The sequence below is a fragment of the Brevundimonas sp. UBA2503 genome, from assembly GCF_002341485.1.
GTDB classification, from domain to species: Bacteria; Pseudomonadota; Alphaproteobacteria; order Caulobacterales; family Caulobacteraceae; genus Brevundimonas; species Brevundimonas halotolerans.
Genome location: NZ_DDOD01000019.1, coordinates 137,336 through 161,779 on the forward strand (window position 1 = coordinate 137,336; position 24,444 = coordinate 161,779).

Annotated in this window: 27 protein-coding genes and 1 pseudogene; 7 read left to right on the forward strand and 21 right to left on the reverse strand. The window is 66.3% G+C overall.

Translation table 11 applies throughout. The features are described 5' to 3' along the window. Positions 1-47: 47 nt before the first annotated feature. Both B4K74_RS09060 and B4K74_RS09065 read right to left on the reverse strand, forming a co-directional pair. Positions 48-629, reverse strand: coding sequence for a hypothetical protein (locus B4K74_RS09060; protein ID WP_286692673.1), 582 nt, complete (start codon positions 627-629; stop codon positions 48-50). A 155-nt stretch (positions 630-784) separates the two neighbouring features. Then, positions 785-2,275, reverse strand: coding sequence for a response regulator (locus B4K74_RS09065; protein ID WP_286692674.1), 1,491 nt, complete (start codon positions 2,273-2,275; stop codon positions 785-787). Between the two features lie 95 nt (positions 2,276-2,370). On the opposite strand from B4K74_RS09065, the gene queA reads away from it, so the two are divergent. Next, the gene (queA, locus tag B4K74_RS09070; protein WP_286692675.1) at positions 2,371-3,456 is read left to right on the forward strand and encodes a tRNA preQ1(34) S-adenosylmethionine ribosyltransferase-isomerase QueA; all 1,086 of its coding nucleotides are present in this window, start codon (positions 2,371-2,373) and stop codon (positions 3,454-3,456) included. A 512-nt stretch (positions 3,457-3,968) separates the two neighbouring features. Here queA and B4K74_RS09075 read toward each other — a convergent pair. The 4 genes from B4K74_RS09075 to crcB are packed head-to-tail and all read right to left on the reverse strand — an operon-like array spanning position 3,969 to position 6,786. After that, on the reverse strand, positions 3,969-4,730 hold the full coding sequence (locus tag B4K74_RS09075) for an ATP12 family chaperone protein (RefSeq protein ID WP_286692676.1): 762 nt from the start codon (positions 4,728-4,730) through the stop codon (positions 3,969-3,971). Beyond that, positions 4,727-5,401, reverse strand: coding sequence for an HAD-IA family hydrolase (locus B4K74_RS09080; protein ID WP_286692677.1), 675 nt, complete (start codon positions 5,399-5,401; stop codon positions 4,727-4,729). The genes B4K74_RS09075 and B4K74_RS09080 overlap by 4 nt, the downstream gene beginning before the upstream one ends. Positions 5,402-5,404: 3 nt before the next feature. After that, positions 5,405-6,394: an RluA family pseudouridine synthase gene (locus B4K74_RS09085; RefSeq protein ID WP_286692678.1), complete on the reverse strand. Its 990-nt coding sequence runs from the start codon at positions 6,392-6,394 to the stop codon at positions 5,405-5,407. Further along, positions 6,391-6,786, reverse strand: coding sequence for a fluoride efflux transporter CrcB (crcB, locus tag B4K74_RS09090; protein ID WP_123285822.1), 396 nt, complete (start codon positions 6,784-6,786; stop codon positions 6,391-6,393). Before crcB ends, B4K74_RS09085 begins: the two co-directional genes overlap by 4 nt. A 203-nt stretch (positions 6,787-6,989) precedes the next feature. On the opposite strand from crcB, the gene B4K74_RS09095 reads away from it, so the two are divergent. Next, the gene (locus tag B4K74_RS09095) at positions 6,990-8,183 is read left to right on the forward strand and encodes a hypothetical protein (protein ID WP_286692679.1); all 1,194 of its coding nucleotides are present in this window, start codon (positions 6,990-6,992) and stop codon (positions 8,181-8,183) included. A 3-nt stretch (positions 8,184-8,186) separates the two neighbouring features. Here the strand turns inward: B4K74_RS09095 and B4K74_RS09100 are convergent, their stop codons facing one another. From B4K74_RS09100 to B4K74_RS09115, 4 genes are all read right to left on the reverse strand, one after another. Further along, on the reverse strand, positions 8,187-8,690 hold the full coding sequence (locus B4K74_RS09100; protein ID WP_286692680.1) for a CC0125/CC1285 family lipoprotein: 504 nt from the start codon (positions 8,688-8,690) through the stop codon (positions 8,187-8,189). A gap of 14 nt (positions 8,691-8,704) precedes the next feature. After that, complete coding sequence (locus tag B4K74_RS09105) at positions 8,705-9,472, reverse strand: RluA family pseudouridine synthase (RefSeq protein WP_286692681.1); 768 nt, start codon at positions 9,470-9,472, stop codon at positions 8,705-8,707. Positions 9,473-9,515: 43 nt separating this feature from the next. Further along, positions 9,516-9,959 (reverse strand): hypothetical protein, encoded by a 444-nt coding sequence (locus B4K74_RS09110; RefSeq protein WP_164461746.1) that lies wholly within the window; start codon positions 9,957-9,959, stop codon positions 9,516-9,518. A gap of 73 nt (positions 9,960-10,032) precedes the next feature. Then, positions 10,033-11,337 (reverse strand): replication-associated recombination protein A, encoded by a 1,305-nt coding sequence (locus B4K74_RS09115; RefSeq protein WP_286692682.1) that lies wholly within the window; start codon positions 11,335-11,337, stop codon positions 10,033-10,035. A 44-nt stretch (positions 11,338-11,381) separates the two neighbouring features. On the opposite strand from B4K74_RS09115, the gene B4K74_RS09120 reads away from it, so the two are divergent. Next, entirely contained in the window at positions 11,382-11,795 is a 414-nt protein-coding gene (locus B4K74_RS09120) for a VOC family protein (protein WP_123285828.1), read from the forward strand. A 7-nt stretch (positions 11,796-11,802) separates the two neighbouring features. Here the strand turns inward: B4K74_RS09120 and B4K74_RS09125 are convergent, their stop codons facing one another. Next, entirely contained in the window at positions 11,803-13,185 is a 1,383-nt protein-coding gene (locus B4K74_RS09125) for a trypsin-like peptidase domain-containing protein (RefSeq protein ID WP_286692683.1), read from the reverse strand. Between the two features lie 155 nt (positions 13,186-13,340). Between B4K74_RS09125 and B4K74_RS09130 the strand changes: the two genes are divergently transcribed. From B4K74_RS09130 to B4K74_RS09145, 4 genes are all read left to right on the forward strand, one after another. Next, complete coding sequence (locus B4K74_RS09130; RefSeq protein WP_123285830.1) at positions 13,341-14,255, forward strand: ABC transporter ATP-binding protein; 915 nt, start codon at positions 13,341-13,343, stop codon at positions 14,253-14,255. Further along, on the forward strand, positions 14,239-15,120 hold the full coding sequence (locus B4K74_RS09135) for an ABC transporter permease subunit (protein ID WP_206423357.1): 882 nt from the start codon (positions 14,239-14,241) through the stop codon (positions 15,118-15,120). The genes B4K74_RS09130 and B4K74_RS09135 overlap by 17 nt, the downstream gene beginning before the upstream one ends. Before the next feature lie 348 nt (positions 15,121-15,468). Then, complete coding sequence (locus tag B4K74_RS09140; RefSeq protein ID WP_286692684.1) at positions 15,469-16,425, forward strand: hypothetical protein; 957 nt, start codon at positions 15,469-15,471, stop codon at positions 16,423-16,425. 23 nt (positions 16,426-16,448) lie between these two features. Further along, positions 16,449-17,384 (forward strand): hypothetical protein, encoded by a 936-nt coding sequence (locus B4K74_RS09145; protein ID WP_286692685.1) that lies wholly within the window; start codon positions 16,449-16,451, stop codon positions 17,382-17,384. Between the two features lie 73 nt (positions 17,385-17,457). Here B4K74_RS09145 and rplQ read toward each other — a convergent pair whose 3' ends face one another. From rplQ to rpsE, 10 genes and pseudogenes are all read right to left on the reverse strand, one after another. Then, complete coding sequence (gene rplQ / locus B4K74_RS09150; RefSeq protein WP_123285834.1) at positions 17,458-17,877, reverse strand: 50S ribosomal protein L17; 420 nt, start codon at positions 17,875-17,877, stop codon at positions 17,458-17,460. 107 nt (positions 17,878-17,984) lie between these two features. Beyond that, positions 17,985-19,004 (reverse strand): DNA-directed RNA polymerase subunit alpha, encoded by a 1,020-nt coding sequence (locus tag B4K74_RS09155; protein WP_123285835.1) that lies wholly within the window; start codon positions 19,002-19,004, stop codon positions 17,985-17,987. Between the two features lie 86 nt (positions 19,005-19,090). Further along, positions 19,091-19,480 (reverse strand): 30S ribosomal protein S11, encoded by a 390-nt coding sequence (gene rpsK, locus B4K74_RS09160; RefSeq protein ID WP_123285836.1) that lies wholly within the window; start codon positions 19,478-19,480, stop codon positions 19,091-19,093. 16 nt (positions 19,481-19,496) lie between these two features. Then, complete coding sequence (gene rpsM, locus B4K74_RS09165; protein ID WP_123285870.1) at positions 19,497-19,865, reverse strand: 30S ribosomal protein S13; 369 nt, start codon at positions 19,863-19,865, stop codon at positions 19,497-19,499. A gap of 129 nt (positions 19,866-19,994) precedes the next feature. Continuing rightward, on the reverse strand, positions 19,995-20,678 hold the full coding sequence (locus B4K74_RS09170; RefSeq protein WP_286692686.1) for an energy transducer TonB: 684 nt from the start codon (positions 20,676-20,678) through the stop codon (positions 19,995-19,997). A gap of 108 nt (positions 20,679-20,786) precedes the next feature. Further along, the gene (locus tag B4K74_RS09175; protein WP_123285838.1) at positions 20,787-21,353 is read right to left on the reverse strand and encodes an adenylate kinase; all 567 of its coding nucleotides are present in this window, start codon (positions 21,351-21,353) and stop codon (positions 20,787-20,789) included. Between the two features lie 17 nt (positions 21,354-21,370). Beyond that, the gene (secY, locus tag B4K74_RS09180; RefSeq protein ID WP_123285839.1) at positions 21,371-22,756 is read right to left on the reverse strand and encodes a preprotein translocase subunit SecY; all 1,386 of its coding nucleotides are present in this window, start codon (positions 22,754-22,756) and stop codon (positions 21,371-21,373) included. Between the two features lie 266 nt (positions 22,757-23,022). Then, positions 23,023-23,463: pseudogene (gene rplO / locus B4K74_RS09185) on the reverse strand (50S ribosomal protein L15); the annotation flags it as partial. 171 nt (positions 23,464-23,634) lie between these two features. After that, positions 23,635-23,829: a 50S ribosomal protein L30 gene (gene rpmD / locus B4K74_RS09190; protein ID WP_123285841.1), complete on the reverse strand. Its 195-nt coding sequence runs from the start codon at positions 23,827-23,829 to the stop codon at positions 23,635-23,637. A 2-nt stretch (positions 23,830-23,831) separates the two neighbouring features. Further along, positions 23,832-24,440, reverse strand: a complete 609-nt coding sequence (gene rpsE, locus B4K74_RS09195; RefSeq protein ID WP_286692687.1) for a 30S ribosomal protein S5 — start codon at positions 24,438-24,440, stop codon at positions 23,832-23,834. Positions 24,441-24,444 lie beyond the last annotated feature (4 nt).

The following is a 24,444-nucleotide window of genomic DNA, read 5'->3' on the forward strand; positions in this document are numbered from 1 at the left end:
GACCCGCTACGCCGCTGCGGTCAACTCACGCCGCTGCGGCGCTCGCCTCAAGCATCGTCGCCTTCACCTTTCAGCATGGCAGGAAGCATACGGCGAAAACCCTCGCGCGCAGATACATCGTCTCGACGCGCCCTCGCATAGATCGCGCCCGCAACACCCACCGGGAACAGGATCACAATCGCCAAGAATAAAGGGTTTGCCACAACGTCGAACCCAAGCATGGATGCCAAGCCTGCCGGAGCCAGCACACATAGGGGCGTGAAGATCGCGCCCAACAGCAGGGCTTCCAGTGCCGTTCCCAGCCTTGAGGGCGTCTGTCGGGGAGCTCCTCGGTTGGAAATCTCTCGTCCGTTGGAAAGTCTCTCAAGCCGCCGGAGCTCGTCAGTCTGGGCCCGACTGCGGATTTCCGTGCGCTCGAAAATGTGGCCTTCGGGCCAGATCAACGAGGCATCTACAGCGGCTTCCTTGAGGGCCGGGAGACTTTCCACGCGCCGGTACGCCCAGACTCTCCAGCGCGGCACTTGCACCGACCAGACCAGCCACGCCAGCCCGATACCGCACAAGATGAAGCCGACCACCAAGACTAATGACCAGGCGTCGGACACGCCAGCCAGCAAGCGCGCTGTCACGCCGAGCTCTCCGGAAACTCCGAGTAGGACCATGGGGGCGAGCATGCATGTCCAGACTGGAACGTGGATCCACAGGAAGCCCACGAGGATCGCGCGTCCTATGCTGACTTGTTTCGCCACCCGCACCCCCGTCTTGTCCTGCTTCGGGAAGCCTATCACGCAGAGAGTGTAGCCGTCAGGGTCGGGCTCGCGCTCGCCTCCGCCCACTCCTCGCGCCAGGGGCGGCTGGCCTGGGTGAACAGTTTGTCGAACATCTCGGCGGCGTTCAGCGGCTTGGCGATGCAGTCGTCCATGCCGACGGCGAAATAGAGCTCCAGCTGTTCGGCAAGCGTATTGGCGGTCAGGGCGATGATCGGGGTGGCCGCGACCTCGGCATCCAGCGCGCGGATGCGACGGGTGGCCTCGACGCCGTCCATGACCGGCATCTGGATGTCCATCAGGATCACGTCCCAGCCGCCGCGGCGGGCGGCCTCGACGCCCTCGGCTCCGTCATCGGCGGTTTCGCAGATCACCCCTTGGGCGGTCAGCAGGGTCGAGACCAGCACCCGGTTGCTTTCATTGTCATCGACATAGAGGACGACCATGGCGCGCCCCTCGCCCTCATCCTCGACGGACGCGTCTACGGCGGCCGGTTCGGGCATGTCAGGCCGCGTCGCGGCCGGCCTCGGCCGCATCAGGTCGTCCATATCGATCGCCCCGCCCCAGTCATCGCGCTGCGACAGGTCGATCATTCGCTCGACAACAGTGTGCAGGGCCTCACCGGCGGCGGTGATCCGCGCCACATGCGCCGCCTGATCCGGGTTCAGCCCGGACCGGTCCAGGACGTCGGCAAAGCCCATGACCGCGTTCAGGGGGGTGCGCAGCTCGTGCGACATGTCGCTCAGGAATCGTTGCCGCGCCTCGGCCATGGCGACCTTCTGCTCGGCGGCGGCACGCGCGGCCTCGGCCTCGACCCGGTCGGTCACGTCGCGCTCATTCAAGAGGACGCTGACGGCGCCCGTCACCGGATCCTGAACGGGCCGACAGTCGATATGGTGCCAGCGCGGGCCCTTCAGCGTCACCATGCGGTGCACCTCGGCCGTCGTACGCTCAGCCAGCGCAGTATCCAGAACTGCCTGCCCGGCAGCCCGGTCCTCGAACCGGTCGATCAGGCCCACACCCTCGCCATAGGCCGAAAAGGCCCCGGGATTGGCAAACAGCACCGCGCCTGTGGCGTCGAACAGGCCGACCGGCCCGGCCGAATGGCGCAAGGCCTCGACCGCGCGGCGTTCCTCGACCCCGACCTCGGCCTCCGTGGCCTCAAACAGCAGCACCTTGCGGCCATCGTCCAGCGCCACTGTTGAAATCAGCGCCTGAACCGTTAGCGGCTCGCCATTGGGATAGAAGGTCCAGCGTTCCTCGACCGGTTCGCCGTCGGCCGTCACGGCCTTCAGCCGGTCTGTCCGGGCGCGGACGGCCGGCGACAATTTGGAAAAATCGCGCGACAGTAACTCGTCCAGATCCGCCGCACCCCACAGGGCCAACGCCGTCCGGTTGGCATAGACGCCGAAGCAGGTATCCGGGTCGAACAGCCACACAGCCCGCCGCAAACTGTCCCATGCGGTCAGCGGGGCCCCGTCGGCCAGTGCGGGAAGCGTCAGACTCATAGGCCCTTCTTGCCTGAAACGCCTGAAGCAACGCTTAAGGGAGGCCCTTTGCTCGCTTGACCGCGCCGCGACGCCATGACCAAAACCGCCGCCTCATGAAGACCGCCGATTTCGACTTTCACCTGCCCGAGGATCACATCGCGCTCCGCCCGGTCGAGCCGCGCGATTCCGCCCGGCTGCTGGTCGTGCGTGACGGCGGGCTTGAGGACCGGATCGTGCGCGATCTGGCGGACTTTCTTCGCCCCGGCGACGCCCTGGTGTTCAACGACACGCGTGTGATCCCTGCCCGCATGTCCGGCTCGCGCCATCGCATCAGCCCCGAAGGCGAGACGCTGAGCGTGCCCGTCGAGGCGACCCTGCACCACCGCGATGCGCCAGACGTCTGGGCGGCCTTCATGAAGCCGGGCAAGCGCATCAAGCCGGGGGACCGCATCGTCTTCGGGGCGGATTGCGATGCGGCCTGCCTGATGTCAGGCCTTGGCGCGACGGTCATGGCCAAGGGCGAAGACGGGCTGGTGACCCTCAAGTTCGCCCTGTCGGGCCCGGCGCTGGACGATGCCATCCGCGACATCGGCGTAATGCCCCTGCCCCCCTATATCGCCGCCAAACGGGCCGAGGACGACCGCGACCGGTCGGATTATCAGACCGTCTATGCCGAACACGACGGCTCGGTCGCCGCACCCACGGCGGGCCTGCACTTCACGCCGGAACTGCTGGATGCCATCCGTGCAAAGGATGTCTCGACCCACGCCGTGACCCTGCACGTCGGCGCCGGCACCTTCCTGCCCGTCAAGGTCGACGACCTGGCCGAGCACCGCATGCACAGCGAATGGGGCACAGTGTCAGAAGAGACCGCCGAGGCCCTGAACAAGGTGCGCGCAAGTGGGGGACGCATCGTCTGCGTAGGCACGACGTCCCTGCGCCTGCTGGAATCGGCCACCACTGAGGACGGCGTGATCGGGCCCTTCCACGGTGACACCGCCATCTTCATCACACCGGGCTACCGCTTCCGCGCGGTGGATATACTGATGACCAACTTCCACCTGCCGAAGTCGACCCTGTTCATGCTGGTCTCGGCCTTCGCAGGCACGGACACCATGAAGACCGCCTACGCCCACGCCGTTGAAAGCGGCTACCGCTTCTACTCATACGGCGACGGCAGCCTGCTGTTCCGGGGGTGAGCGCGCGAAGCGGGTTCATAACGGCGACCACGGGGCTTCACAGCGAGCACGGCGCGGTTGAGTCTTGACGCTGCCCCGCTGTGGTCGCCGTGCCCTCGCTGTGCCCGCTGTGATGAACCCCCTTCTACAGTCCCCTCTCCATTGGGAGAGGGGGTTGGGGGTGAGGGGCTCACCGCATTCTTCGGCGTGAGCCGTCGCATAGTCTCTGCCACGGCGATCGCCGACGGACACCACCGACCCTCATCCGTCGCTCACGCGCCACCTTCTCCCATCGGGAGAAGGAGACATGACAGTGGGTCGAGCGCCCCAGCTATTAAACCCGCCGCCAAATTCCTCATCCCTTTCAACACCCCTGCTCCCTCCCGCACCGTTCTTCCCGACCGGGTCGACACCGCGCCCATACTGCCCGGTTGCCTCCGGAGGACGCGACCGTGATTTCAGACCATTCAGACGGTTCAGACGGCGTTTTTGTCAGACTCGTCTGCGGCCGACCTCGCCCCGGCGGTCCAGCCCTAAAGACCCAGTGCCCGGAACCAGGCGTCGATCTCCATGGCCTCGGCGCGGATGGCGGCGGTGCGTTCGGCGGCCTCGGCGTCGATGCCCCACTGGCTCTCCTGAAACGCCTCGTCCAGCCGGCTGAGGTCGTGAGCGGCCTCGGCGGACAGGGCCCCCTTCAGCACCGCCAGCGCCAGAATAGCCGAGCCATACATGGGCACCAGAGAGGCCAGACCGGTCAGGGCGAAATCGTCCAGCTCCAGCGCCAGCGCCTTCACCCGCGCCAGCGCCTCGGGCGACTGGGCCCGGTGGACGATGCCCGAGCCGGGCTCCAGCCGGATGCCGTGTTCGGCGGCCCAGTTGCGCCAGCGGCCCCATTCCGCGTCCTGTCGGGCGCGCAGGCTGGTCGGCGCTTCGGCCGGGTAGCAGATCAGGTCCGTCCCGGCGTAAGCCGCGATCTCATCGGCCACGGCCTCGCGCGCCAGGCAGACGGCATCCAGCGCCGTCGAGGCCAGCCGGGTGGCGGGCATGGTCGCGGGCTCGATCACCTCGGTCTGGCGGTCCCACTCGGCGGCCACGCGCCGGGCGGTCTCGGCGGTGGGCAGGACCAGCGGGCGGCCCGCCGGCGTCTTGGGCGTGCGACCGTCCAGCTGGACGGCGTGGCCGCCCTCGACCTCGGCCACCCCGGCGGCCTTCCAGAAGCGTTTCGGCCGGTCGCCGGGTTCGCGAAAGCCCTTGGCGGCGGCGACATTGGGGTCCAGCGGCGGGATATGGCTCATGTCGTCTCCCTCTGGCGGGCGGCAAAGGTCTCAAGCTGGCGGGTCAGGTCATCGAAGGTCGCGGCCACATGATGCGCCCCGGCCTCGACCTGTTCGGCCTCGGTGTGAAAGCCCCAGCCGACCCCCTGCGCCCACACATCGGCGGCGCGCGCCATGCGCATGTCGTGGCCGGTGTCCCCGATCATCACAGTCTGCTCCGGGCGCGCCGCACAGGCGGTGATCGCCGCGTTCAGCATCGCCGGATGGGGCTTGCCCGGCCCGTCCTCGGCGCAGTGGCTGGACAGAAACAGATCGGCCCAACCGGCCCGCGCCAGGTTGCGGGCGACGCCGCGCCGCGACTGGCCGGTCGCAAGCGACAACCGCCAGCCGCGCCGCTTCAGATCAGCCAGCAGGTCCATGGCGCCCGCATAGAGCGGCTCCTCGAAGCCCGGCTCGGCATGCATGGCGACGAAGGCGGCCTTGTAGTGGTCGGTATAGCGGTCGACCTCGTCGGGCCCCAAATCGGGTGCCAGCCGCGCCATGGCCTCGGTCAACGACAGGCCCACGCCGCCCCGCACCACCTCATAGTCCGGCTCGGCCAGGCCCATGGCCCGCGCTGCCGTCCGGGTGGCGCTCAGGATGGTCGCCCGGCTGTCCACCAGGGTCCCGTCGATGTCGAACACCGCCAGCATGGGCTAGCGCCGCATCCCCGCGAAGGGGTCGAAATCGGACTCGTCCTCGACAAAGCCGAAGTTCTCGAAGCCGGCCTTCATCTCGGGGCTCAGCGGCGCCTCGACGATCAGCTTGCCGCCGCCGGGGTGGTCCAGCTCGATCCGGCGCGCGTGCAGCTGAAGCTTCAACGACCCGGACAGGGCCGCCGAGGTCTCGTCACCGTATTTGGGATCGCCCAGGATCGGATGGCCGATCGACTTCATATGGGCCCGCAGCTGATGGGTCCGACCGGTGAACGGCCGTAGCGCCAGCCACGCCACCCGCTGTCCGGCCCGCGAGACGGTGGCATAGGCGGTCTCGGCCGTCTCGGCGCCATGCTCCTTGGCATCGGCCGGGCGCATGATCTCATAGTCGTTGATGCCCGACTTCTTGAGCGCCAGTTCGATCCGCCCCGACACGGGCTTGGGGGTGCCGGACACCAGCGCCCAATAGGTCTTCTTGGCCTGACGACGGGCAAAGGCGCCCGACAGGCGTTTGGCGGCCTCGGGCCCCTTGCCCAGCAGGAGCACGCCGGTGGTGTCGCGGTCCAGCCGGTGAACCAGACGGGGCCGCTCCAGCCCCTCACCCCATGCCGACAGCAGAGCATCGACGTGGCGCGTGGTCTTGGTCCCGCCCTGAACCGCCAGCCCATGCGGCTTGTTCAGGACGATGACCATCTCGTCCTCGAAGATCACCAGCGAGCGGGCATAGGCGGCGTCGCGCGGGGAGATGCGGTCGCGCTGGCCCGGCTCGCGCGCCTTGACCTCCGGGATCGGGGGCACGCGGACCATCGAGCCCGCCGCCAGCCGATCCTCGGGCCGGGCGCGGGAGCCATCGACGCGGATCTGGCCCGAGCGCGCCAGCTTCTGGACCTGGATGTGCGACACGTGCGGCCAGCGTCGGCGGATCCAGCGGTCCAGCCGGATGCCCTCTTCCTCGGCGGCCACGGGCAATGTCTTGACTTCGCGGCTCACAGCACGCCTCCCACCATACGGCGCATGATCCAGAGCCCCACGAACAGGGCCACAACCGCCACAATGACCGAGGCCAATGCATAACCCAGCGCCAGCCCCATCTGCCGACGTTCGATCATCAGGGCGACCTCGAGCGAAAAGGCGGAAAAGGTCGTGAACCCGCCCAGCAGGCCCACCCCGATCAGCAGCCGCCAGGTCTCGGCATGGGCGCCGCCGCGATGAGCCAGCCAGCCGACCAGCAGGCCCATGGCGAGGCCTCCCAGACCGTTGACGGCAAATGTCCCCCATGGCCAGGCCGCGCCGGGCAGCATCCGGCCCAGGCCAAGCCCGACCCCGTAGCGCAGGGCCGCACCGACCCCTCCGCCGGCCGCAACGATCAGAAAACGTGTCATGGGCGGGCTTATACCTGTCTTCGAGGCAAAACGAAGGGCACCGGTCGCGCAACGGCACCTGACACAATCTTCACTTGCCGGGAGGGGCCCCGCCCGGCGATGGTTAATCCCGGGGCGCGGGTTCGTGCGTCGGGAGAACGCCGGTGGCCGGACGGCGTGATCTGCGATACTGACCGGTCAGTGAAGCTGGGCTGTTTTCGATCATGACCGACCATACGCCGCCGCCGCCAATGCCGGGATCCGAGCCCGCCCCCATGATCGGGCCCGATCCGGTGGTCGATACGCCGAAGGGTCCGAATGCCCCGCCGCCCGGCGCCGCCGATGTAGAGGATCGCGAGATCCCGGCCGGCCGCCCTCCCCGCCGCGACGCCCACATGCGCACGGCCGACGGCATCCTGAAGCCCATCCAGGACAGCAATTATTTCTCTCACGACCCCGATGAGCTGGCCATGGTGTCGGCCCACATCGACGAATATTACAATCAGGCGCTCGACATTTTCCCCTTCTGGGAGAAGGACGGGAAGCCCGACCGATTCCACGTCCTGTTCACGCGTCAAATCAACGAGCGCTTCCCCGCCGACCTGCCGCTGCGCAGCCATATCCACGACTATGGGCGCGGTGTGTTCGCCGCCCTGATGGTCCATGTCGGGATCAAGCGCCTGACCCAGGCCCTGGCCCTGATCGGGCTGATGGTGCTGGCCACCGTCGGGCCGACCTGGCTGGCGGAATGGACCGGCTCGCGCCCCGTCGGCCTCGGCCTCGCGGCCGGCGGCATGCTGGTGACGCTGGGGGTCTTCTGGGCGCTGCAGGCCATCCTGTTCATCCAGTACCGCTTCCGGCTGGAGAACGATTCCTACCAGCTCTCGCGCGAGATCGTGCAGCAGACGCGCGAGCTGCAGAACCTGTTCACCACCGCCCGGGCCATGGCCGATCAGGCCGAGACCCAATACCAGATGGACGGCAAGGGCTGGGGCCAGCGCGCCCTGTATCTGACCCGGCTGACCATGTGGATCGGCGCGCGGATGGAGTACCTCGAGAAGTACGTCCAGATGGAGCTGTGGCGCGTCCGCCGCGAGCGCTACTGGACCCGCTGGGTGTCGCGCATTGCCACGCCGCTGATCCTGATCGTCTGGCTGGTGGCCTTCGCCTATGAGCGTCCGCCCATCGACGAGGTGGCCTTCCGCGGACTTCAGGCGCTCGCCGTCGTGATCGGCATCATCATCAGCTGGCTGTCCTATTTCCGCTGGCAGACGCCGGTCGGTGCCATCCAGGACAAGCTGGGGGCCGATAGCTGGGTCCGCTACGCCTCGCTCGATGTCGACAATGCCGTGGCCGATCAGGTGCGCCGCGACAAGGAACGTCTGGTCGAATACCGGGCCCTGACGCGGGGGCGCTAGGCTTTAGCGCCAGCCGAGGGCGCGGGTGACCTCACGGGCGTCATAGGCCACGGCGCTGTCGGGCTTGGTCCCGCGTCCCATGACGACTTCGAGCGTGGTCGAGGTGGCGCCCGGTCCGGTCAGGTTGAGGCCGACGCCCACACCGACGCCCGAGGTCGAAAAGCCGCCATAGCGGCCCGAACCGGCACCGATCGAGACGCTGGGGCGCACGCCGCCGCGTGGATCGGGACGGCCGTCGGTCCAGCGCTGCGTCACCTCGAACCAGTCATAGCCGCGCTCCAGCGTCAGCTCGGCCGCCCGCAACAGGGCGTAATCCGCGACCGGCCCAGGATCGCCCACGCCGTTATAGGTCACGCGGTACCGGTTCGACTCGATCGGGGCCTCGCTATAACCTTGACCGCCCTGCCCCATCTGGGGACCGTAAGGTGCGAGGCTGGAGCAGCCGCCCAGCACGAGGATTGAGGCAGCCATGGCTGCCAAGGCGCCGGTGGGATGTCTGAATGTCATGGCATTTCTCCGCTCTATGAGGAACAAGCGCCCGCTTGGTCGGAACGATCCGGCGCGACCAGGCCGGCCGCCGCCATCAAGGTCCTGAAATCATCAGGCACAAGTGCCTCGACCCCTCGCTCGCCCCCCTCCGGATGCGGGAAACGCAGGCGGGCGGCGTGCAGCATCAGCCGCTCCGCCTTCCGACCCGCGAACGTCAGGGCGCCACCGTAGCGCGCATCCCCGACCAGCGGACTGCCCAGATCGGCCATATGCACGCGCAGTTGATGCATCCGGCCCGTATGCGGCTCCAGCTCGACCAGCGCACCCTGATCGCTCCGGGCCATTACGCGATAGCGGCTCTCGGAAGCCTGGGCGTCGGGCGTGTCGTCCGGCACGGCCCGCATATAGCTCTCGCGGCCGATCTCCTGCCGCAGCAGGGCCCGGCGGATCACGCCCTGATCCTGTAGCGGCGGTGTCTCGACCAGCGCCAGATAGGTCTTGGTCAGTTTGCGGGTCTGGATGGCCTTGCCCAAAAATCCGGCCGCCGGCTTGGTCTTGGCCGCCAGGATGACGCCCGAGGTATCGCGGTCCAGCCGGTGAACAAGATGCGGGCGCTTGCCGTTCGACCGGGCAAAGGCCCACAGCAGGTCGTCCAGCGTATTGGCCTTGATCCGCCCGCCCTGGCTGGACAGGCCCGCGGGCTTGTTCAGCACCAGCACATGGGCGTCCTCGAAGACCACCGACGCACGGACGGCAGCGATCTCGGCATCGGAAAGGGTGACGGGCGGCTGGAAACTCACAGTTCCAGCTTAGAGCATGCCGGCCCGCCCGTCAGCCATCAGATCAGCGCAGGACACCCTTGCGAGCCATCGTCCAGGCGTACCAAGCCAGGAAGGCGGCGATCAGCACGATCACCCAGGGCATCCAGCTCATGGCGGCCATTTCGGGCGTCAGAGGCGGCGGGTTGATGAACTTGCCGTAGATCAGGCTGACGACGGCGCCGACCAGCGACAGGGCGAAGGCCCAGACGGCCCAGCGCATACGCAGTAGCAGAAAGATCGAGCCGATCACTGCGCCCCAGACGCCAAGAATCCACGGCACCCACATCCAGTCCGGCATGGCCATGTAATAGTCGATCATCTCCTGCGAGAACTTCATGCTGCGCATGTAGGTCTCACCCTGCGTCGACGTCATGATGAAGTCATAGGCGCCGAAACCATTCCACAGCAGCGACACCACCCCCACCGCCCACAGGTGCCAAGGCGTTCTTACCGTCATCGAAGTCATGTCTTTCCCCTCCCAAGGTTGACGCAAGGGAGGTTACGCCGAATTTCGAAAACGGCAACGCTTCTCGTGGGGCCTATTCGGCCTTCATATGCGCGCGCAGGGCTGCCCAGCGGTCAAGACGTTCCTTGACCTTGGCCTCATGGCCCTCGCCCTTTGGCGCATAGAAGACGCGGCGCTCCATCTCGTCGGGGAAGTAGTTGGCGCCCGAGAAGCCTTCGGGGGTGTCCGGGTCGTACTGATACCCCTTGCCGTAGCCGAGCGACTTCATGAGTTTGGTTGGCGCATTGCGGATGTGGGCGGGGGGCATCAGCGAGCCGGTCTCACGCGCGGCCCTGGCGGCGGCCTTATAGGCCTCATAGACGCCGACCGATTTCGGCGCAGTCGACAGGTGCACGACCGCCTGGGCCAGGGCCAGTTCGCCCTCGGGACTGCCCAGAAAGTCATAGGTGTCCTTGGCCGCATTGGCGACCAGCAGCGACAGAGGGTCGGCCTCGCCGATGTCCTCGACCGCCATCCGCACGATGCGGCGCGCCAGATACAGCGGGTCCTCGCCCCCGTTCAGCATGCGTGCCAGCCAGTAGAGGGCCGCGTCCGGATCCGATCCTCGGACAGATTTATGCAATGCCGATATGAGGTTATAGTGTTCTTCTCTACTTTTGTCATAAGCGGGGGCGCGCTTCTGCAGGGTGCCGGCCAGCCCCTGCACGTCCAGCGGGGCCTCGCCCGACAGACCGAACAGTACCTCGGACATGGTCAGCAGATATCGACCGTCGCCGTCCGCCAGCGCCAGCAGGGCGTGGCGCGCCTCCGGGGTCAGAGGGAGGGTCTTTCCCTCCTGCGCCTCAGCACGAGTCAACAGTTGATCCAGCGCCTCGTCGTCCAGCCGTCTCAGCACAAACACCTGCGAACGGGACAGCAGCGCCCCGTTCAGTTCGAACGACGGGTTCTCGGTCGTGGCGCCGACCAGGGTCACGATCCCCTCCTCCACAAACGGCAGGAAGCCGTCCTGCTGGGCGCGGTTGAAGCGATGGATTTCATCGACGAACAGCAGGGTCGACTGGCCGGCGGCGCGGCGCATGCGGGCCGCCTCAAACGCCTTCTTCAGATCGGCCACACCCGAGAAGACGGCCGAGATCTGCTGATACTCATAGCCCGCCGCCCGGGCCAGCAGCCGGGCGATAGTGGTCTTGCCGGTGCCCGGTGGACCCCAAAGGATCATCGAGCCCAGTCGTCCGCCCTCGACCATCCGCCGGATTGGGCCGCCCTCGCCCAGCAGGTGATCCTGCCCCACCACCTGATCCAGGGTGGTTGGCCGCAGCCGGTCGGCCAGCGGCGCGTCAGGCGGATGGATACCCGAGGCTTCGAAAAGATCGCTCATGCGCGTATGTAGGGGCCGGACGCCCTGCCGACAAAGGACAACTTATGGCCGACACTGCCCCGCCGACCCCCGTCGGACTGATCCCCTATCTGACCATCCCGTCGCGGGGTGGACAGGCGGCGGTGGAGTTCTATCGCGCGGCCTTTGGCGCCGAGGAGCTGTTCCGCAATCTGGCGGATGACGGCGAGCGGCTGATGCACAGCCGGCTGAAGATCAACGGCAGCCTGATCTTCCTGTCGGACGAATTCCCGGAATACGGCCAGACGCCGGATATCAAACCCGCGGGTGTCACACTTCACCTGCAGGTCGATGACGCCGACGAGTGGTGGAAGCGCGCCCTCGTCGCGGGCGGCATCCCGCTGATGCCGCTGGCCGACCAGTTCTGGGGCGACCGCTATGGCCAGCTGACCGACCCGTTCGGTCACATCTGGTCGATCGGCGCTCCGATCAAGGCCTGATCCACCGTCAGCGCATGGTGCCGTTCAGGCTCTGACCGCCGCGCTGAATGACGACCTGCGCGCCCCGACGCAGTTGCGCCAGGTCCCGGGCCGTATCCACGGCCTGTCCATTGACCGACACGATAATGTCCCCGCGCCGGAAGCCCTGACGCGCGGCTATGGAGTTCTGGGCAAGTCCACCAACGATCACCCCTTCGGCGAAGGGATCACCCAGCAGCCGGTCAGCGATCGCCGGGTTCAGGGCCAGCACCTGGGCTCCGGCCATGGCACCCTCGCGGATCACCACGGCGGCCTCTAGGTTGATCTCGCCCGGCAGGGGCTGGACACGGGCGTTCACCTGTTGCTCGCGGCCGTCGCGGATCAGGGTCACAGCCACGGTGTCGCCCGGCGCCCGGGTGCCGACACGGAAGTTCAGCCCGCCCTGATCGTTGATCTCATTGTTGCCGACGGCGAGGATCACATCGCCCTGCCGGATGCCGGCCCGAGCGGCCGGGCCATTGGCGAACAGATCGGTGACCTTGAGCCCGCGCGGACGGTCCAGACCCATGCGCGTGGCCTCTTCCGCCGTCAGGGGTTCGCCCTTCACGCCCAGCCAGGGCCTGACGACCGTGGTCTCACCGTCCAGCGCGGCATCTACCACGCGCTGAACCATGGTGGCGGGCACGGCAAAGCCCACGCCCGAGGACGAGCCCGAGCGCGAGAAGATCGCCGTATTGATGCCGATCAGGTCGCCATCCATATCGACCAGCGCCCCGCCGGAATTGCCCGGATTGATGGCCGCGTCGGTCTGGATGAAGGAGCCGGAGTCCGAAATGCCGGTCTCGGTCCGGTTCAGGGCGGAGATAATGCCGTTGGTCACCGTCTGGCCGACGCCAAACGGATTGCCGATCGCCAGCACCAGATCGCCGATCTGCTGGTCTTCGCCCGCATCGATGCGCAGCACCGGCAGCGGCTCCTCGACGCCCTCCAGCTGCAGCACGGCGATGTCCGACCGCTCATCGGCCAGCAGCACCTTGGCGGTGAACTGGCGACGGTCGTTCAGGCCGACGATGATCTCGTCCATGCCCTGGATGACGTGGGTGTTGGTGACCACAATCCCGTCGGCCCGCACGATCACGCCCGAGCCGACCGAGCCGGTCGGCTGCTGGCGGAACTGGCCCCAATAGGGGTCGCGATAGGTCTGCACCCCGCGGGCCGAGATATTGACGACGGCGGGGGCTGTGCTGCGCACCACGGGGGCAAAGCTGGCCTTGACCTCAGCCGCATCGCGCGGGACCGCCCGCTCGGCCGCAGGCTCGAACACACTGTCCTGGGCCTTTGTGTCGTCAGGCGCGCCACATGCGGTCAGGGCAAGCGCCAGAACAGAGATGGCAAGAGGCGGGAATTTCATCGGCAATCCACTGAAATCGACAGACGGCTTGGGCCAATATTGCACCGCCGCAATGGGACGGCATCAAGGCGAGCTCCGAACCATGGAGAATCCTTAATCTGCAACCGGCGGTTTCCAGCTTGCGGTGTGGCGCCTGCCCGGTCACCCTCCCCGCCATGAGCGCAGTCATCGAAACCCGCAATCTCACCAAGACCTATGGCACGGTCAAAGCCCTGGACGGTCTCAGCCTGACCATCCCCAAGGGCGGCGTCTATGGCGTGCTTGGGCCCAACGGGGCCGGCAAATCCACCCTGTTTCGCATCCTGCTGGGCCTGATCGCGCCCACCGAGGGCGACGCGTCTGTCATGGGCGGGGCCATCCGCGACCCGAAGGCCATGCGGCGTATGGGCTCTATGATCGAGACCCCGCGCTACCCCCCCTATATGAGCGCCCGTCAGGTGCTGACCTGGCTGTCGCTGGCCCACGGGCTGACGTCCGACACCACGCGCACCGATCGCTGGCTGGAGCGGGTCGGCCTGACCGAGGCTGCAGACCGCCGGGTCCGGGGCTTCTCCGTCGGCATGCTGCAGCGCCTCGGCGTCGCCGCCGCCCTGATCACCGAGCCCGAGCTGATCATTCTGGATGAGCCGACCAGCGGCATGGATCCGCCCGGCATTCAGGAGATGCGGGCCCTGATCCGCAGCCTCGCGCATGACGACGGCCTGACCGTCGTGCTGGCCAGCCACCAGTTGCTGGAGGTCCAGCGCGTCTGCGACCGCGTGGCCATCCTCAACAAGGGCAAGCTGGTCCGCGAGGGCACGGTGTCGGAACTGACCACCACGGGCGAGCGCCTGCGCCTGTCGCTGACGCCGCTGGACAAGGCGAGCACGATCTTGGGCGAACGCGGCACGGTGGACGGCACCGCCATCCTCGCCAATGTGCCCCGCGCCGAGGGCCCGGCCCTGATCCGCGCCCTCGTCGAACAGGGCATCGACATCGACGAGGCGCGCTGGGTCGGCACCGACCTCGAGAGCGTCTTCTTTACCGAGACGGGTTCCATCCAGACGCCGGAGCATGACCATGTGGGCTGACGCCATCCGCGCGGAAGCCTTCCGCCTCTCCAAAAGCCGTACGACCTGGTTCTGGAGCGTGTTCTTCGCGCCCATCCTGCTGCTCATCGTGGGCGCCATCAGCAGTCTGGTGATTGACGCCAATGCCACCAAGCTGGCTGCCGACCCCGATGCCCCGCCCGAGCTGACCCAGATGCTGTCGATGCAGCCGCTGGACATGGGTCAGGCCATGATCGCCAACGCCGGCAATCTGTCGAATGCACTGGTGCTGCTGTTCATTCTGATCGGGGCAGCCACCGTCTATGCCGGTGACTATCGCTGGGAGACCTGGCGCCTGATCAGCGCGCGCAACACCCGGCCCAACCTGCTGCTGGGCAAGCTGGCCGTGGTGACCGGCCTGTCGCTGGTCGCCATGCTGGTCATGCTGATCTCGGGCACCCTCAGCGACCTGATCCAGGCCGCCGTGTTCGACCGGGGTCTGACCTTCACCATGGATGCCGGGGATGTGGGCCAGTTCTTCCTGCTGGCGGGACTGTCTTTGCTGCGAATCCTGCAGTTCACGATGATCGGCCTGCTGGCCGCCGTCATGACCCGCTCGCTGCTGGTCGCCCTGTTCGTGCCGCTGGTGCTGGCCATCGCCCAGTTCTTCCTGCCTATGCAGGTGCTGCCACCCATGGGCTTCATGCCCGACAGCTGGCTGTCGGTCCTGGTCGATCCCGGTGGGGCCCTCGACTCGATCAAGGATCTGGTGCGGGGAGGTGATGCCGCCGCTGGCGTGCCGGACGGTGTCCTTCCCAAGGCATGGATCAGCGTCGCCCTGTGGACCCTGCTGCCCGCCGCGGGTGCCATCGCCTGGTTCAACCGCCAGGATCTGTCGAAGGAATAGGCACCACACAACTCTGTTATTTGACGAGCAGTTGACGCAATCTTAGCGTGATCATCGGTGAAAGAGTTCACCGATGGGGGGAACCACTATGAAACGTCTTGTTGCTTTTGCGTTCCCGATCGCCTTGGCCTTGGCCGCTCCGACGCCGGTGGCCATGGCGCAAGTCTGCAATTCTGCTGACGATGAATGCTTCATCGAATGCGTCGCTGGCTGTATTTCAACAGGCGGGACGTATTCGGAATGCTCGTTCTACTGTCAGATAGTCACATGTCAGAAGTAGGGTCTGCGGTGAAGAACCGGCTGAAATTTCAGAATGCAAAGAATAATGCCGGCTACCCGATCCCATAAATGACACTGCTCACAATGAAGTTCGGCGTATTAGGAGGGGCATGTCTTCTCGTTTCCGCCTTGGCACCAACTGTCGCATGGGCTCAAGACTCGTCGGCAACTATACCCGAGACCACGGTCGAGGACATCGTGGTGCTGGGCATGCCCCTCCGCGAGCAGGTAGAAACCTTCGTTGACGATGTCACAGCGCCCGCAACGGGGTGGGGGCCGGCCCGCTGGGATGAGAGATCCGGAATCTGTGTCGGTGTGGTGAATCTTCGCCCTGACGCCGCTCAGGCCATGGCAGACCGCGTCTCGGAAGTCGCGCTCGACCTGGGCCTGACCGTGGGTGAGCCGGGCTGCAGCCCCAATATTCTTGTAATCGCCACCGACGACGCGCCCGCGCTAGCGACGGCCCTTGTTCAGCAGAGCCCCAACGCTTTCCGTCCTCGCTATTCCGGGGCCGCACGACGGCCATCGGCACTGAGGGCATTCCAGTCCAGCGACAGCCCCGTACGATGGTGGCACGTCAGTATGCCGATTATAAGAGAGACAGGCCAGCCAGCCGTCAGACTCCCTGGTGGGGACGCACCGTGGATACCAAGTTGGGGGAGCCGCTTGACTTCGCCCATCACCAGCAAGTTGCTGCGGGCCTATGTGATCATCGACATCGATCAGGCCGAAGGGCTGAGTTTTAGTCAGCTAGCTGATTATGTGGCCATGGTGGCTTTTGCCCAGATCGACCCCGACGCCGATGTCTCGGGCTTTCCGACTATTCTCAATGTCTTCGACAACCCGACCATCGCGTTCGGAATGACGGATTGGGATGAAGCCTATCTCGGTTCCCTTTACGGCGCCGAAATGAACCAGCGCAACCCGAACGCCCAGTCCGGGGCGGTCGCAGCCCTGATGTTCCGGGACCGTCAGCGTGTCGCGGGTGACGATGAGGTCGAACTGGAAGATGCTGACGCCGAGTGATCAGCCAAGAGGCGACGTCGGACATGAAAACCTTTACCCTCGGAATTGCGCTTGCGGTTCTGGTCGGGCTGATGCCGGCCACTGTCGCAGCTCAGGAAACCCGGCCCCCCGAGGAGACCACGGTCGAGGACATTGTTGTCCTCGGCACGCCCTTGCGGGAACAGGTCGAGACCTTTGCCGATACCGTGGTCGCGCCGCCGCACGGGCGCGGCCCGGCCCGGTGGAGCGCGCGCTCGGGTATCTGCGTGGGTGTGGTCAATCTGCAGCGCGAGGCGGCCCAGGCCATGGTCGACCGGGTGTCCGAGGTGGCGCTCGACCTTGGCCTTCCCATCGGTGAGCCGGGCTGTAGTCCCAATGTGCTGATCATCGCCACGGACGATGCGTCGGCCCTGACCGCCGCCTTGGTCGAGCGCAGCCCCAACGCCTTTCGGCCTCCCTATTCCGGCTCGTCCCGTTCGCGCCTTCAACTGCGGCGCTTCATTGAGTCCGACGCACCGGTGCGCTGGTGGCATGTCAGCCTGCCAGTCAACAGTGAGACCGGCGGCATAGCCGTACGCATTCCCGGCTATGCCCCGCCGCAAACCGGCACAATGGCCAGCCGACTGACCACAGTCATCCAGAACGACCTCAGGCGCGCCTATGTGATCATCGATATCGACCAGGCGGAAGGCGTCACCTTCCAGCAACTGGCTGATTACGTCGCCATGGTCGCCTTTGCCCAGGTCGACCCGGATGCCGATCTGTCGGGCTTTCCGACCATTCTCAATGTGTTCGACAACCCGACCATCCCCTTTGGCCTGACCGACTGGGATGAGGCTTACCTGGGTTCGCTTTACGACGCCGAGCTGAACCAGCGTAGCGCGAACGCCCAGTCGGGGGCTGTCGCCACCCTGATGTTCCGCGAACGGAGGCGTGCCGAGGCGGAGGCTGAAGCCCTCGCGGACGCGCCATCGGAGTAGGTCGTCGCCCCCGAACAGAAAAGGGCGGTGGATCGCTCCACCGCCCTTCAAATCTGTCCGACGTGAGCCGGGATTAGTCTTCGGCGTCGTCGTCGTTGCTGAACACCGGGCCGGAGTCGAGACCCTTGGCGGCGGTGTCGCGATCAACGAACTCGATGACGGCCATGGCGGCGTTGTCGCCGTGACGGAAGCCGGCCTTCATGATGCGGATATAGCCACCGTTACGGTCGGCGTAGCGCGGTCCGATGGTCTCGAACAGCTTGCCGACCTGCGGCACGTCACGCACCTGGCTGATGGCCTGACGACGGGCGTGCAGGTCGCCCTTCTTGGCCAGGGTCACCAGCTTCTCGACGAAGGGGCGAAGCTCCTTGGCCTTGGGCAGGGTCGTGGTGATCTGCTCGTGCTTGATCAGCGAGGCCGCCATGTTGGCAAACATGGCCTGGCGGTGACTGGTCGTGCGACCAAGCTTGCGATAGGCGGCGCCGTGGCGCATCGGGGTCTCTCCTACTCAGTCCCGGTTCCCGCATGCTCTTGGCGGGCCTGGGCCTTTTCCTTCTAACCGCTCCGTCAGCCATCTGGCCTGGGGCGGAGGGGTTGAACTCAGATCTGGTCGTCGAACTTCTTGGCCAGGTCTTCGATGTTTTCCGGCGGCCAGTTGGGCACATCCATGCCCAGGCTGAGGCCCATGGTCGCCAGCACTTCCTTGATCTCGTTCAGCGACTTGCGGCCGAAGTTCGGGGTGCGAAGCATTTCGCCCTCGGTCTTCTGGATCAGGTCACCGATGTAGACGATGTTGTCGTTCTTCAGGCAGTTGGCCGAGCGGACCGACAGTTCCAGTTCGTCGACCTTCTTCAGCAGGGCCGGGTTGAACGGCAGCTCGGGCTTGCCGTCCGACTGCTCGACCACGGCCTTGGGCTCGTCGAAGGTGATGAAGATCTGCAGCTGATCCTGAAGGATGCGCGAGGCGAAAGCCACGGCGTCCACCGGCGAGACCGCACCATTGGTCTCCACTTCCAGAACAAGCTTGTCATAGTCCAGCGACTGGCCCTGACGGGTCGGCTCAACGCGATAGGCGACGCGCTTGACCGGCGAATACAGGGCGTCGACGGCGATCAGGCCGATCGGCGCGTCTTCCGGACGGTTGGCTTCCGAGGCGACATAGCCCTTGCCGTTCTGGACGGTCAGTTCCATGCGCACCGAGGCGCCGTCGTCCAGCGTGCACAGCACGTGGTCGGGGTTCAACACTTCGATGTCGTGCGGTAGCTCGATCTGGCCGGCGGTCACCGGGCCGGGGCCGGTCGCCTTCAGCATCATGCGCTTCGGGCCTTCCGAGTGCATGCGCAGGGCCAGTTGTTTGATGTTCAGCACGATGTCGACCACGTCCTCGCGCACGCCTTCCAGCGACGAGAATTCGTGAACCACACCATCAATCTGGATCGCGGTCACCGCGGCGCCTTGCAGCGACGACAGCAACACGCGGCGCAGGGCATTGCCGAGCGTCACACCGAAACCGCGCTCGAGAGGTTCGGCCACCAGGCGCGCCTTGCGCAGCGGGTCGGTACCGGTCTCGATCTGCGGTTTCTCGGGACGGATCAGCTCTTGCCAGTTTCTTTCGATCATAGGGTCCCTCGAACGGGTTTCGTCGATCTGGAAAGTCCGCGATTGCGAACAGCCCGACCAACGGGAAAAGAATGCTTCAGCGGGCCTTAGACGCGGCGGCGCTTGGGCGGACGGCAACCGTTGTGCGGCATCGGCGTGACGTCACGGATGGTGGTGATGGTCATGCCGGCGGCCTGCAGGGCGCGCAGGGCCGACTCACGACCGGAACCGGGGCCCGAGACGTTCACTTCCAGCGTCTTGACGCCGTGCTCGCTGGCCTTCTTGGCCGCGTCCTCGGCGGCCATCTGCGCCGCATAAGGGGTCGACTTGCGCGAGCCCTTGAACCCCATGTGACCGGCCGAAGACCAGGAAATCGCATTTCCCTGGGCGTCGGTGATGGTGATCATGGTGTTGTTGAAGCTGGCGTTCACATGCGCCACGCCCGAAGTGATGTTCTTGCGCTCGCGGCGTTTGACGCGACCCGTGTCCTTGGCCATCGATCAGCTCTTTCTCTTACTTCTTCTTGCCGGCGATCGGCTTGGCCGGACCCTTGCGGGTGCGGGCATTGGTGTGGGTGCGCTGGCCGCGGACCGGCAGGCCCTTGCGGTGACGCAGGCCGCGATAGCAGGCCAGGTCCATCAGACGCTTGATGTTCATCGAGGTTTCGCGGCGGAGGTCGCCCTCGACCGTGTGGTCGGCGTCGATCGTCTCGCGGATCTGCAGGACTTCGGCGTCGGTCAGGTCATTGACCCGGCGCGCGGCCTCAATGCCCACCTTCTCGGTGATTTCACGGGCGGCGGCGGGGCCGATGCCATGGATGTACTGAAGCGCGATGACAACGCGCTTGTTGGTCGGAATGTTGACGCCAGCGATACGGGCCACGAATATCTCCAATAACGCGTTTCCAGACGCAGAAACCGCTCCGGTCAACAGACCAGGAGCGTGTCGCGTCCTTCGCGGAAGCGCGCCTTATACAGGGGATTCACGCGCCGTCAACGGTTGTGGGGCGCTTCACGGCGCATTGCGTCCGAAGCGAATGGTTATCACAGCCCGCAGGTCAAAGTCAGGGCGGCCATCGACCATGCCCGGGCGGAACCTGTATTCGGCAACCGCCGCTGCGATACCGGCGGCGCCAAAGCCTTGGCCGGGCGGCGTCTCGCTCAGGACCCGGCACTGATCCAGCACCGTATCCTGCCGGATCCGGCAGCTGACGACGGCGGTCCCCGACACGCCCCGGCGCAAGGCCTCGCGCGGATGATAGGGCCGCAGGGCGTCGGGACGCGGCTCGCGCAGGTTTCGCGGGCCGGTCCGCGTGCCTGCGTCCGGGCCAGCGCCTTCGCCCCTACCGGTCCCCGTGCCGGTCCCCTGCCCGCCCAGCCCCTGACCCGGCGTGGGCGTCGGCAGCGGCGCAATACCAACCCGGGGTGTCGGCTCAGGCGCAGGCTCAGGCGGTGCGACCAGCTCGCGTTCGACCTCGGGCGGGGGCTCGGGCGGCAGGTTTACGACCGAGGGACTGGCCGGCGCCCCTCCCCCGGTCTCGACGGCCGGCGCAGCCGGTGGCGGCGGTGGCGGCGGGGGCGGCTCGGGGGAATAGAGGAAGACGTCGATCGTCCTCAGCGGCGCCTCGGGCAGAGCAGGAGTCGAGCGGCTGACGGCCAGCAGCACCAGGCCGTGAACGGCCAGAGCCACGACCATGCCACCGCTCCAGCGGGACGCCCGGCGTTGTCGGGGAGACAGAGAGGAAAAAGACAGGCCCATCGGCCCAGCTTAACGCCCGAAACCGGGTTCGGTCGCCTGTCGCGCTCAGGCGTCGGCCAGAACGGTGTCGATGGCCCCGGCGACGGCGTCGATCGAAGCCATGCCGTCGATCTCGACCAGCTTGCCCTGGCCCTCATAGTAGGGAAGCAGCGGCGCGGTTTGCCGGTTGTAGGCTTCCAGCCGGACGCGGAAGCTTTCGGGGTTGTCGTCCGGGCGCCCCTGTTCGGCATAGCGCTGGGCGATGCGGGCCTTGAGCGCCTCGTCATCCACCTTCAGGCGGACCACCCGGTCGATGGTCGAGCCGCGGCGGGCCAGCATGGCATCCAGGGCCTGGGCCTGGGCCACCGTGCGGGGAAAGCCGTCGAAGATGGCGCCCCCGGCAGCCTCGGCCTCATCCAGCCGCGCCTCGATCAGGGCCACGACGATCTCGTCGGTGACCAGTTCGCCACGTTCCATGATGCCCTTGACCGTCTGGCCGAGGTCGGAGCCAGAGGCGATGGCGGCGCGCAGCATGTCTCCGGTCGACAGCTGGACCATGCCTCGCGTCTCGACCAGCCGCTTGGCCTGGGTGCCCTTGCCGGCCGCAGGCGGCCCGAACAGGATCAGGTTCATGGCGTTCCCCCTCTGGCCTAGCGGCGTGCAGGTGCCGGCATGCCACCCCGGCCGCCGCCGCCACGTCCGCGCAGCTTGGCCTTCTTGATCAGCCCCTCATACTGGTGCGCCAGCAGGTGCGACTGGATCTGCGCCACCGTATCCATGGTCACGGAGACCACGATCAGGATCGAGGTGCCGCCGAAAAGCAGGCCACCCATCGAGCTGGCCATGAATTCCGGCAGCAGGCAGACGGCGGTGATGTAGGCCGCGCCGATCACCGTCAGGCGGGTCAGCACATAGTCCAGGTACTCGGCCGTGCGCTTGCCCGGACGGATGCCCGGCAGGAAGCCGCCGTACTTGCGCAGGTTCTCGGCCGTGTCCTCGGGATTGAAGGTGATCGAGGTGTAGAAGAAGCAGAAGAAGATGATCAGGAACGCATACAGCGCCATGAACAGGGGCTGTCCGTGCGACATCTGGGCGGTCACGAACGGCAGCCACCCCATCCACGACGGTAGGTCCGCATTGGCCGTCATCTGGGCCACGGTCGCCGGTAGCAGCAGCAGGGACGAGGCGAAGATCGGCGGAATGACGCCCGCGGCATTGACCTTCAGCGGCAGGAAGCTGCGCTCCCCCCCGGCCATGCGGTTGCCTTCCTGACGCTTGGGATACTGGATCAGCAGCCGACGCTGGGCCCGCTCCATGAAGACGATGAAGACCACGGTGGCGATCGCAAGCGCGCCGAGGAACAGCAGCAGGAAGGCCGACATCTGGCCCTGCTGGGCCAGACCCAGCAGCCGCGCGACACTGGACGGCAGGACCGCGACAATACCGGCAAAGATGATCAGCGAGATGCCGTTACCGACGCCGCGCGCCGTCACCTGCTCACCCAGCCACATCAGGAACATGGTGCCGCCCGTCAGGGTCACGACGGTCGAGACGATAAAGAAGATACCCGGTGCATCGACCAGATTCGGCTGGCCGTTCAGGCCCACGGCGATGCCCAGCGACTGCATCAGCGCCAGCAGCACGGTCAGATAGCGGGTGTACTGGTTCAGCTGCTTGCGACCGGCTTCGCCACCTTCCTTCTTCAGCTTCTCCCAGGGCGGATAAACCGCGCCCATCAGCTGCACGATGATCGACGCCGAGATGTAGGGCATGACGTTCAGGGCGAACACGGCCATGCGCTCGACCGCGCCGCCGGAGAACATGTTGAACATGTCCAGGATGCCGCGCTGGCCGTCCGGGTTCTGGAAGAACTGCAGGAAGGCCTCGGAATTGATTCCGGGGATCGGCACGAACGTCCCGATCCGGTAGACCAGCAGCGCACCCAGCGTGAAGAGCAGGCGCTTGTGCAGCTCGGTCGCTTTCGCGAACGAGCCGATGTTCATATTGGCAGCAAGTTGTTCGGCGGCCGAAGCCATAGCGGTTTACCCCGACGTTTCAGTCCAAGACCGGCCGCAAGCGACCGGGTGCCCATTCCCAGATAGGCGAAGGGCGGCCTCTTAGCGAGACCGCCCCGGCGGGTTTATTTTTCAGCCTTGTCCGCAGCCTGGCGGCGGGAGCGGGCCGAGACCTTGTTGGCGTCGCCACGCGGCGCCTTGGCGGGGGGAGCCTTGCCCTTGGCGGCATTGCGCTTTTCGATCCGCGCGGCGGCCTTGGCTTCAGCGGCGATCCGCTCCTGAACGACGGTTCCGCCGGCGGCCTCGATGGCCTTGACCGCGCCGGCCGAGGCCGACCACACGACCAGGTTCAGCTTGGCCTTCAGCTCACCGGTGCCCAGCACGCGCACGCCGTCCTTGGTGCGGCGCAGCACACCGGCGGCCACCAAGGCGTCGCCGTTGATTTCGTTCTTGATGTCCAGCTTCTTGGCGTCCACCGCGTCCTGCAGACGCCACAAGTTGACCTCGGCCAGCTTCAGCGCGCCGGGGTTGTTGAAGCCGCGCTTGGGCATGCGCATGTACAGCGGCATCTGGCCGCCCTCGAAGCCCAGCAGGCTGACGCCCGTCCGCGACTTCTGACCCTTGACGCCGCGGCCCGAGGTCTTGCCCTTGCCGGAACCGGGGCCCCGGCCGACGCGCATGCGCTTTTTGTGAGCGCCTTCGTTGTCACGGATTTCGTTCAGTTTCATGTGCCTGATCCTTTCGGGTGCTAGCGCCTGGCGAGGCCAGACTCGGCGTTGAAAAAAGAAAGTGGCGAGTGGCGAGTGATGAGTGCCGAGTCAAGCAAAATCGGATGAACCGACCCCCTGCCTACTCGTCACACGCCACTCACCACTCGCCACTTCGCGTAGCGAATTCGCTTACTTTTCGACCACTTCGACCATGTGGGCGACCTTGGCGATCATGCCACGGACGGCCGGAGTGTCCTCAAGGGTCGATTCACGGCCCATGCGGTTCAGGCCCAGACCCATCAGGGTGGCGCGCTGGTCCGACTTGCGACGGATCGGGCTGCCGGTCTGGCGGACGGTGACGGTGGAGGTGTCTTTCTTGGCCATGATCAGCTCTCGACGGCTTCCGGCGCCGAAGCACCGTCATTGCGACGTCCCATCAGATCCGCAACCTTCTTGCCGCGCTTGGACGCGATCTGGCGCGGCGAGGACTGAACCTTCAGCGCTTCAAAGGTGGCACGGATCATGTTGTACGGGTTGGACGAACCGGTCGACTTGCCGACCACGTCCTGCACGCCCAGGGTTTCCAGAACGGCCCGCATCGGACCGCCAGCGATCACGCCGGTGCCGGGAGGCGCCGAGCGGACCATGATCTTGCCGGCGCCCCAACGGCCGTTGCCGTCGTGGTGCAGGGTGCGGTTCTCGCGAAGCGGAACACGGATCATCGTCTTCTTGGCTTCTTCGGTCGCCTTGCGGATGGCTTCCGGCACTTCGCGCGCCTTGCCGTGACCGAAGCCGACACGGCCCTTGCCGTCGCCGACGACCATCAAGGCCGCGAACGAGAACCGGCGGCCGCCCTTCACAGTGGCCGCGACGCGGTTGATGTGAACCAGCTTTTCGATGATGTCCGAGTCCGGACCCTCGGCCTGGGGAGCGTTGCGGTTGTCACGACGACTGCGATCGTTGCCGCCGCCGCCGCGTTGGGGTTGATGCGCCATGCTG

Excerpts from the sequence above, each read along its gene's own strand:
- B4K74_RS09095 (WP_286692679.1), top strand. The coding sequence starts at position 6,990 with ATGACCGACCATACGCCGCCGCCGCCAATGCCGGGATCCGAGCCCGCC.
- B4K74_RS09135 (WP_206423357.1), top strand. The coding sequence starts at position 14,239 with ATGACCATGTGGGCTGACGCCATCCGCGCGGAAGCCTTCCGCCTCTCC.
- secY (WP_123285839.1), bottom strand. The coding sequence starts at position 22,756 with ATGGCTTCGGCCGCCGAACAACTTGCTGCCAATATGAACATCGGCTCG.
- B4K74_RS09075 (WP_286692676.1), bottom strand. The coding sequence starts at position 4,730 with ATGAGCCATATCCCGCCGCTGGACCCCAATGTCGCCGCCGCCAAGGGC.
- B4K74_RS09120 (WP_123285828.1), top strand. The coding sequence starts at position 11,382 with ATGGCCGACACTGCCCCGCCGACCCCCGTCGGACTGATCCCCTATCTG.
- B4K74_RS09080 (WP_286692677.1), bottom strand. The coding sequence starts at position 5,401 with ATGCTGGCGGTGTTCGACATCGACGGGACCCTGGTGGACAGCCGGGCG.
- rpmD (WP_123285841.1), bottom strand. The coding sequence starts at position 23,829 with ATGGCCAAGAAAGACACCTCCACCGTCACCGTCCGCCAGACCGGCAGC.
- B4K74_RS09065 (WP_286692674.1), bottom strand. The coding sequence starts at position 2,275 with ATGAGTCTGACGCTTCCCGCACTGGCCGACGGGGCCCCGCTGACCGCA.
- B4K74_RS09175 (WP_123285838.1), bottom strand. The coding sequence starts at position 21,353 with ATGAACCTGATCCTGTTCGGGCCGCCTGCGGCCGGCAAGGGCACCCAG.
- B4K74_RS09115 (WP_286692682.1), bottom strand. The coding sequence starts at position 11,337 with ATGAGCGATCTTTTCGAAGCCTCGGGTATCCATCCGCCTGACGCGCCG.
- B4K74_RS09125 (WP_286692683.1), bottom strand. The coding sequence starts at position 13,185 with ATGAAATTCCCGCCTCTTGCCATCTCTGTTCTGGCGCTTGCCCTGACC.
- B4K74_RS09100 (WP_286692680.1), bottom strand. The coding sequence starts at position 8,690 with ATGACATTCAGACATCCCACCGGCGCCTTGGCAGCCATGGCTGCCTCA.
- rpsE (WP_286692687.1), bottom strand. The coding sequence starts at position 24,440 with ATGGCGCATCAACCCCAACGCGGCGGCGGCGGCAACGATCGCAGTCGT.
- B4K74_RS09140 (WP_286692684.1), top strand. The coding sequence starts at position 15,469 with ATGACACTGCTCACAATGAAGTTCGGCGTATTAGGAGGGGCATGTCTT.
- B4K74_RS09170 (WP_286692686.1), bottom strand. The coding sequence starts at position 20,678 with ATGGTCGTGGCTCTGGCCGTTCACGGCCTGGTGCTGCTGGCCGTCAGC.
- B4K74_RS09110 (WP_164461746.1), bottom strand. The coding sequence starts at position 9,959 with ATGACTTCGATGACGGTAAGAACGCCTTGGCACCTGTGGGCGGTGGGG.
- crcB (WP_123285822.1), bottom strand. The coding sequence starts at position 6,786 with ATGACACGTTTTCTGATCGTTGCGGCCGGCGGAGGGGTCGGTGCGGCC.
- rplQ (WP_123285834.1), bottom strand. The coding sequence starts at position 17,877 with ATGCGCCACGGCGCCGCCTATCGCAAGCTTGGTCGCACGACCAGTCAC.
- rpsK (WP_123285836.1), bottom strand. The coding sequence starts at position 19,480 with ATGGCCAAGGACACGGGTCGCGTCAAACGCCGCGAGCGCAAGAACATC.
- B4K74_RS09155 (WP_123285835.1), bottom strand. The coding sequence starts at position 19,004 with ATGATCGAAAGAAACTGGCAAGAGCTGATCCGTCCCGAGAAACCGCAG.
- queA (WP_286692675.1), top strand. The coding sequence starts at position 2,371 with ATGAAGACCGCCGATTTCGACTTTCACCTGCCCGAGGATCACATCGCG.
- B4K74_RS09145 (WP_286692685.1), top strand. The coding sequence starts at position 16,449 with ATGAAAACCTTTACCCTCGGAATTGCGCTTGCGGTTCTGGTCGGGCTG.
- B4K74_RS09130 (WP_123285830.1), top strand. The coding sequence starts at position 13,341 with ATGAGCGCAGTCATCGAAACCCGCAATCTCACCAAGACCTATGGCACG.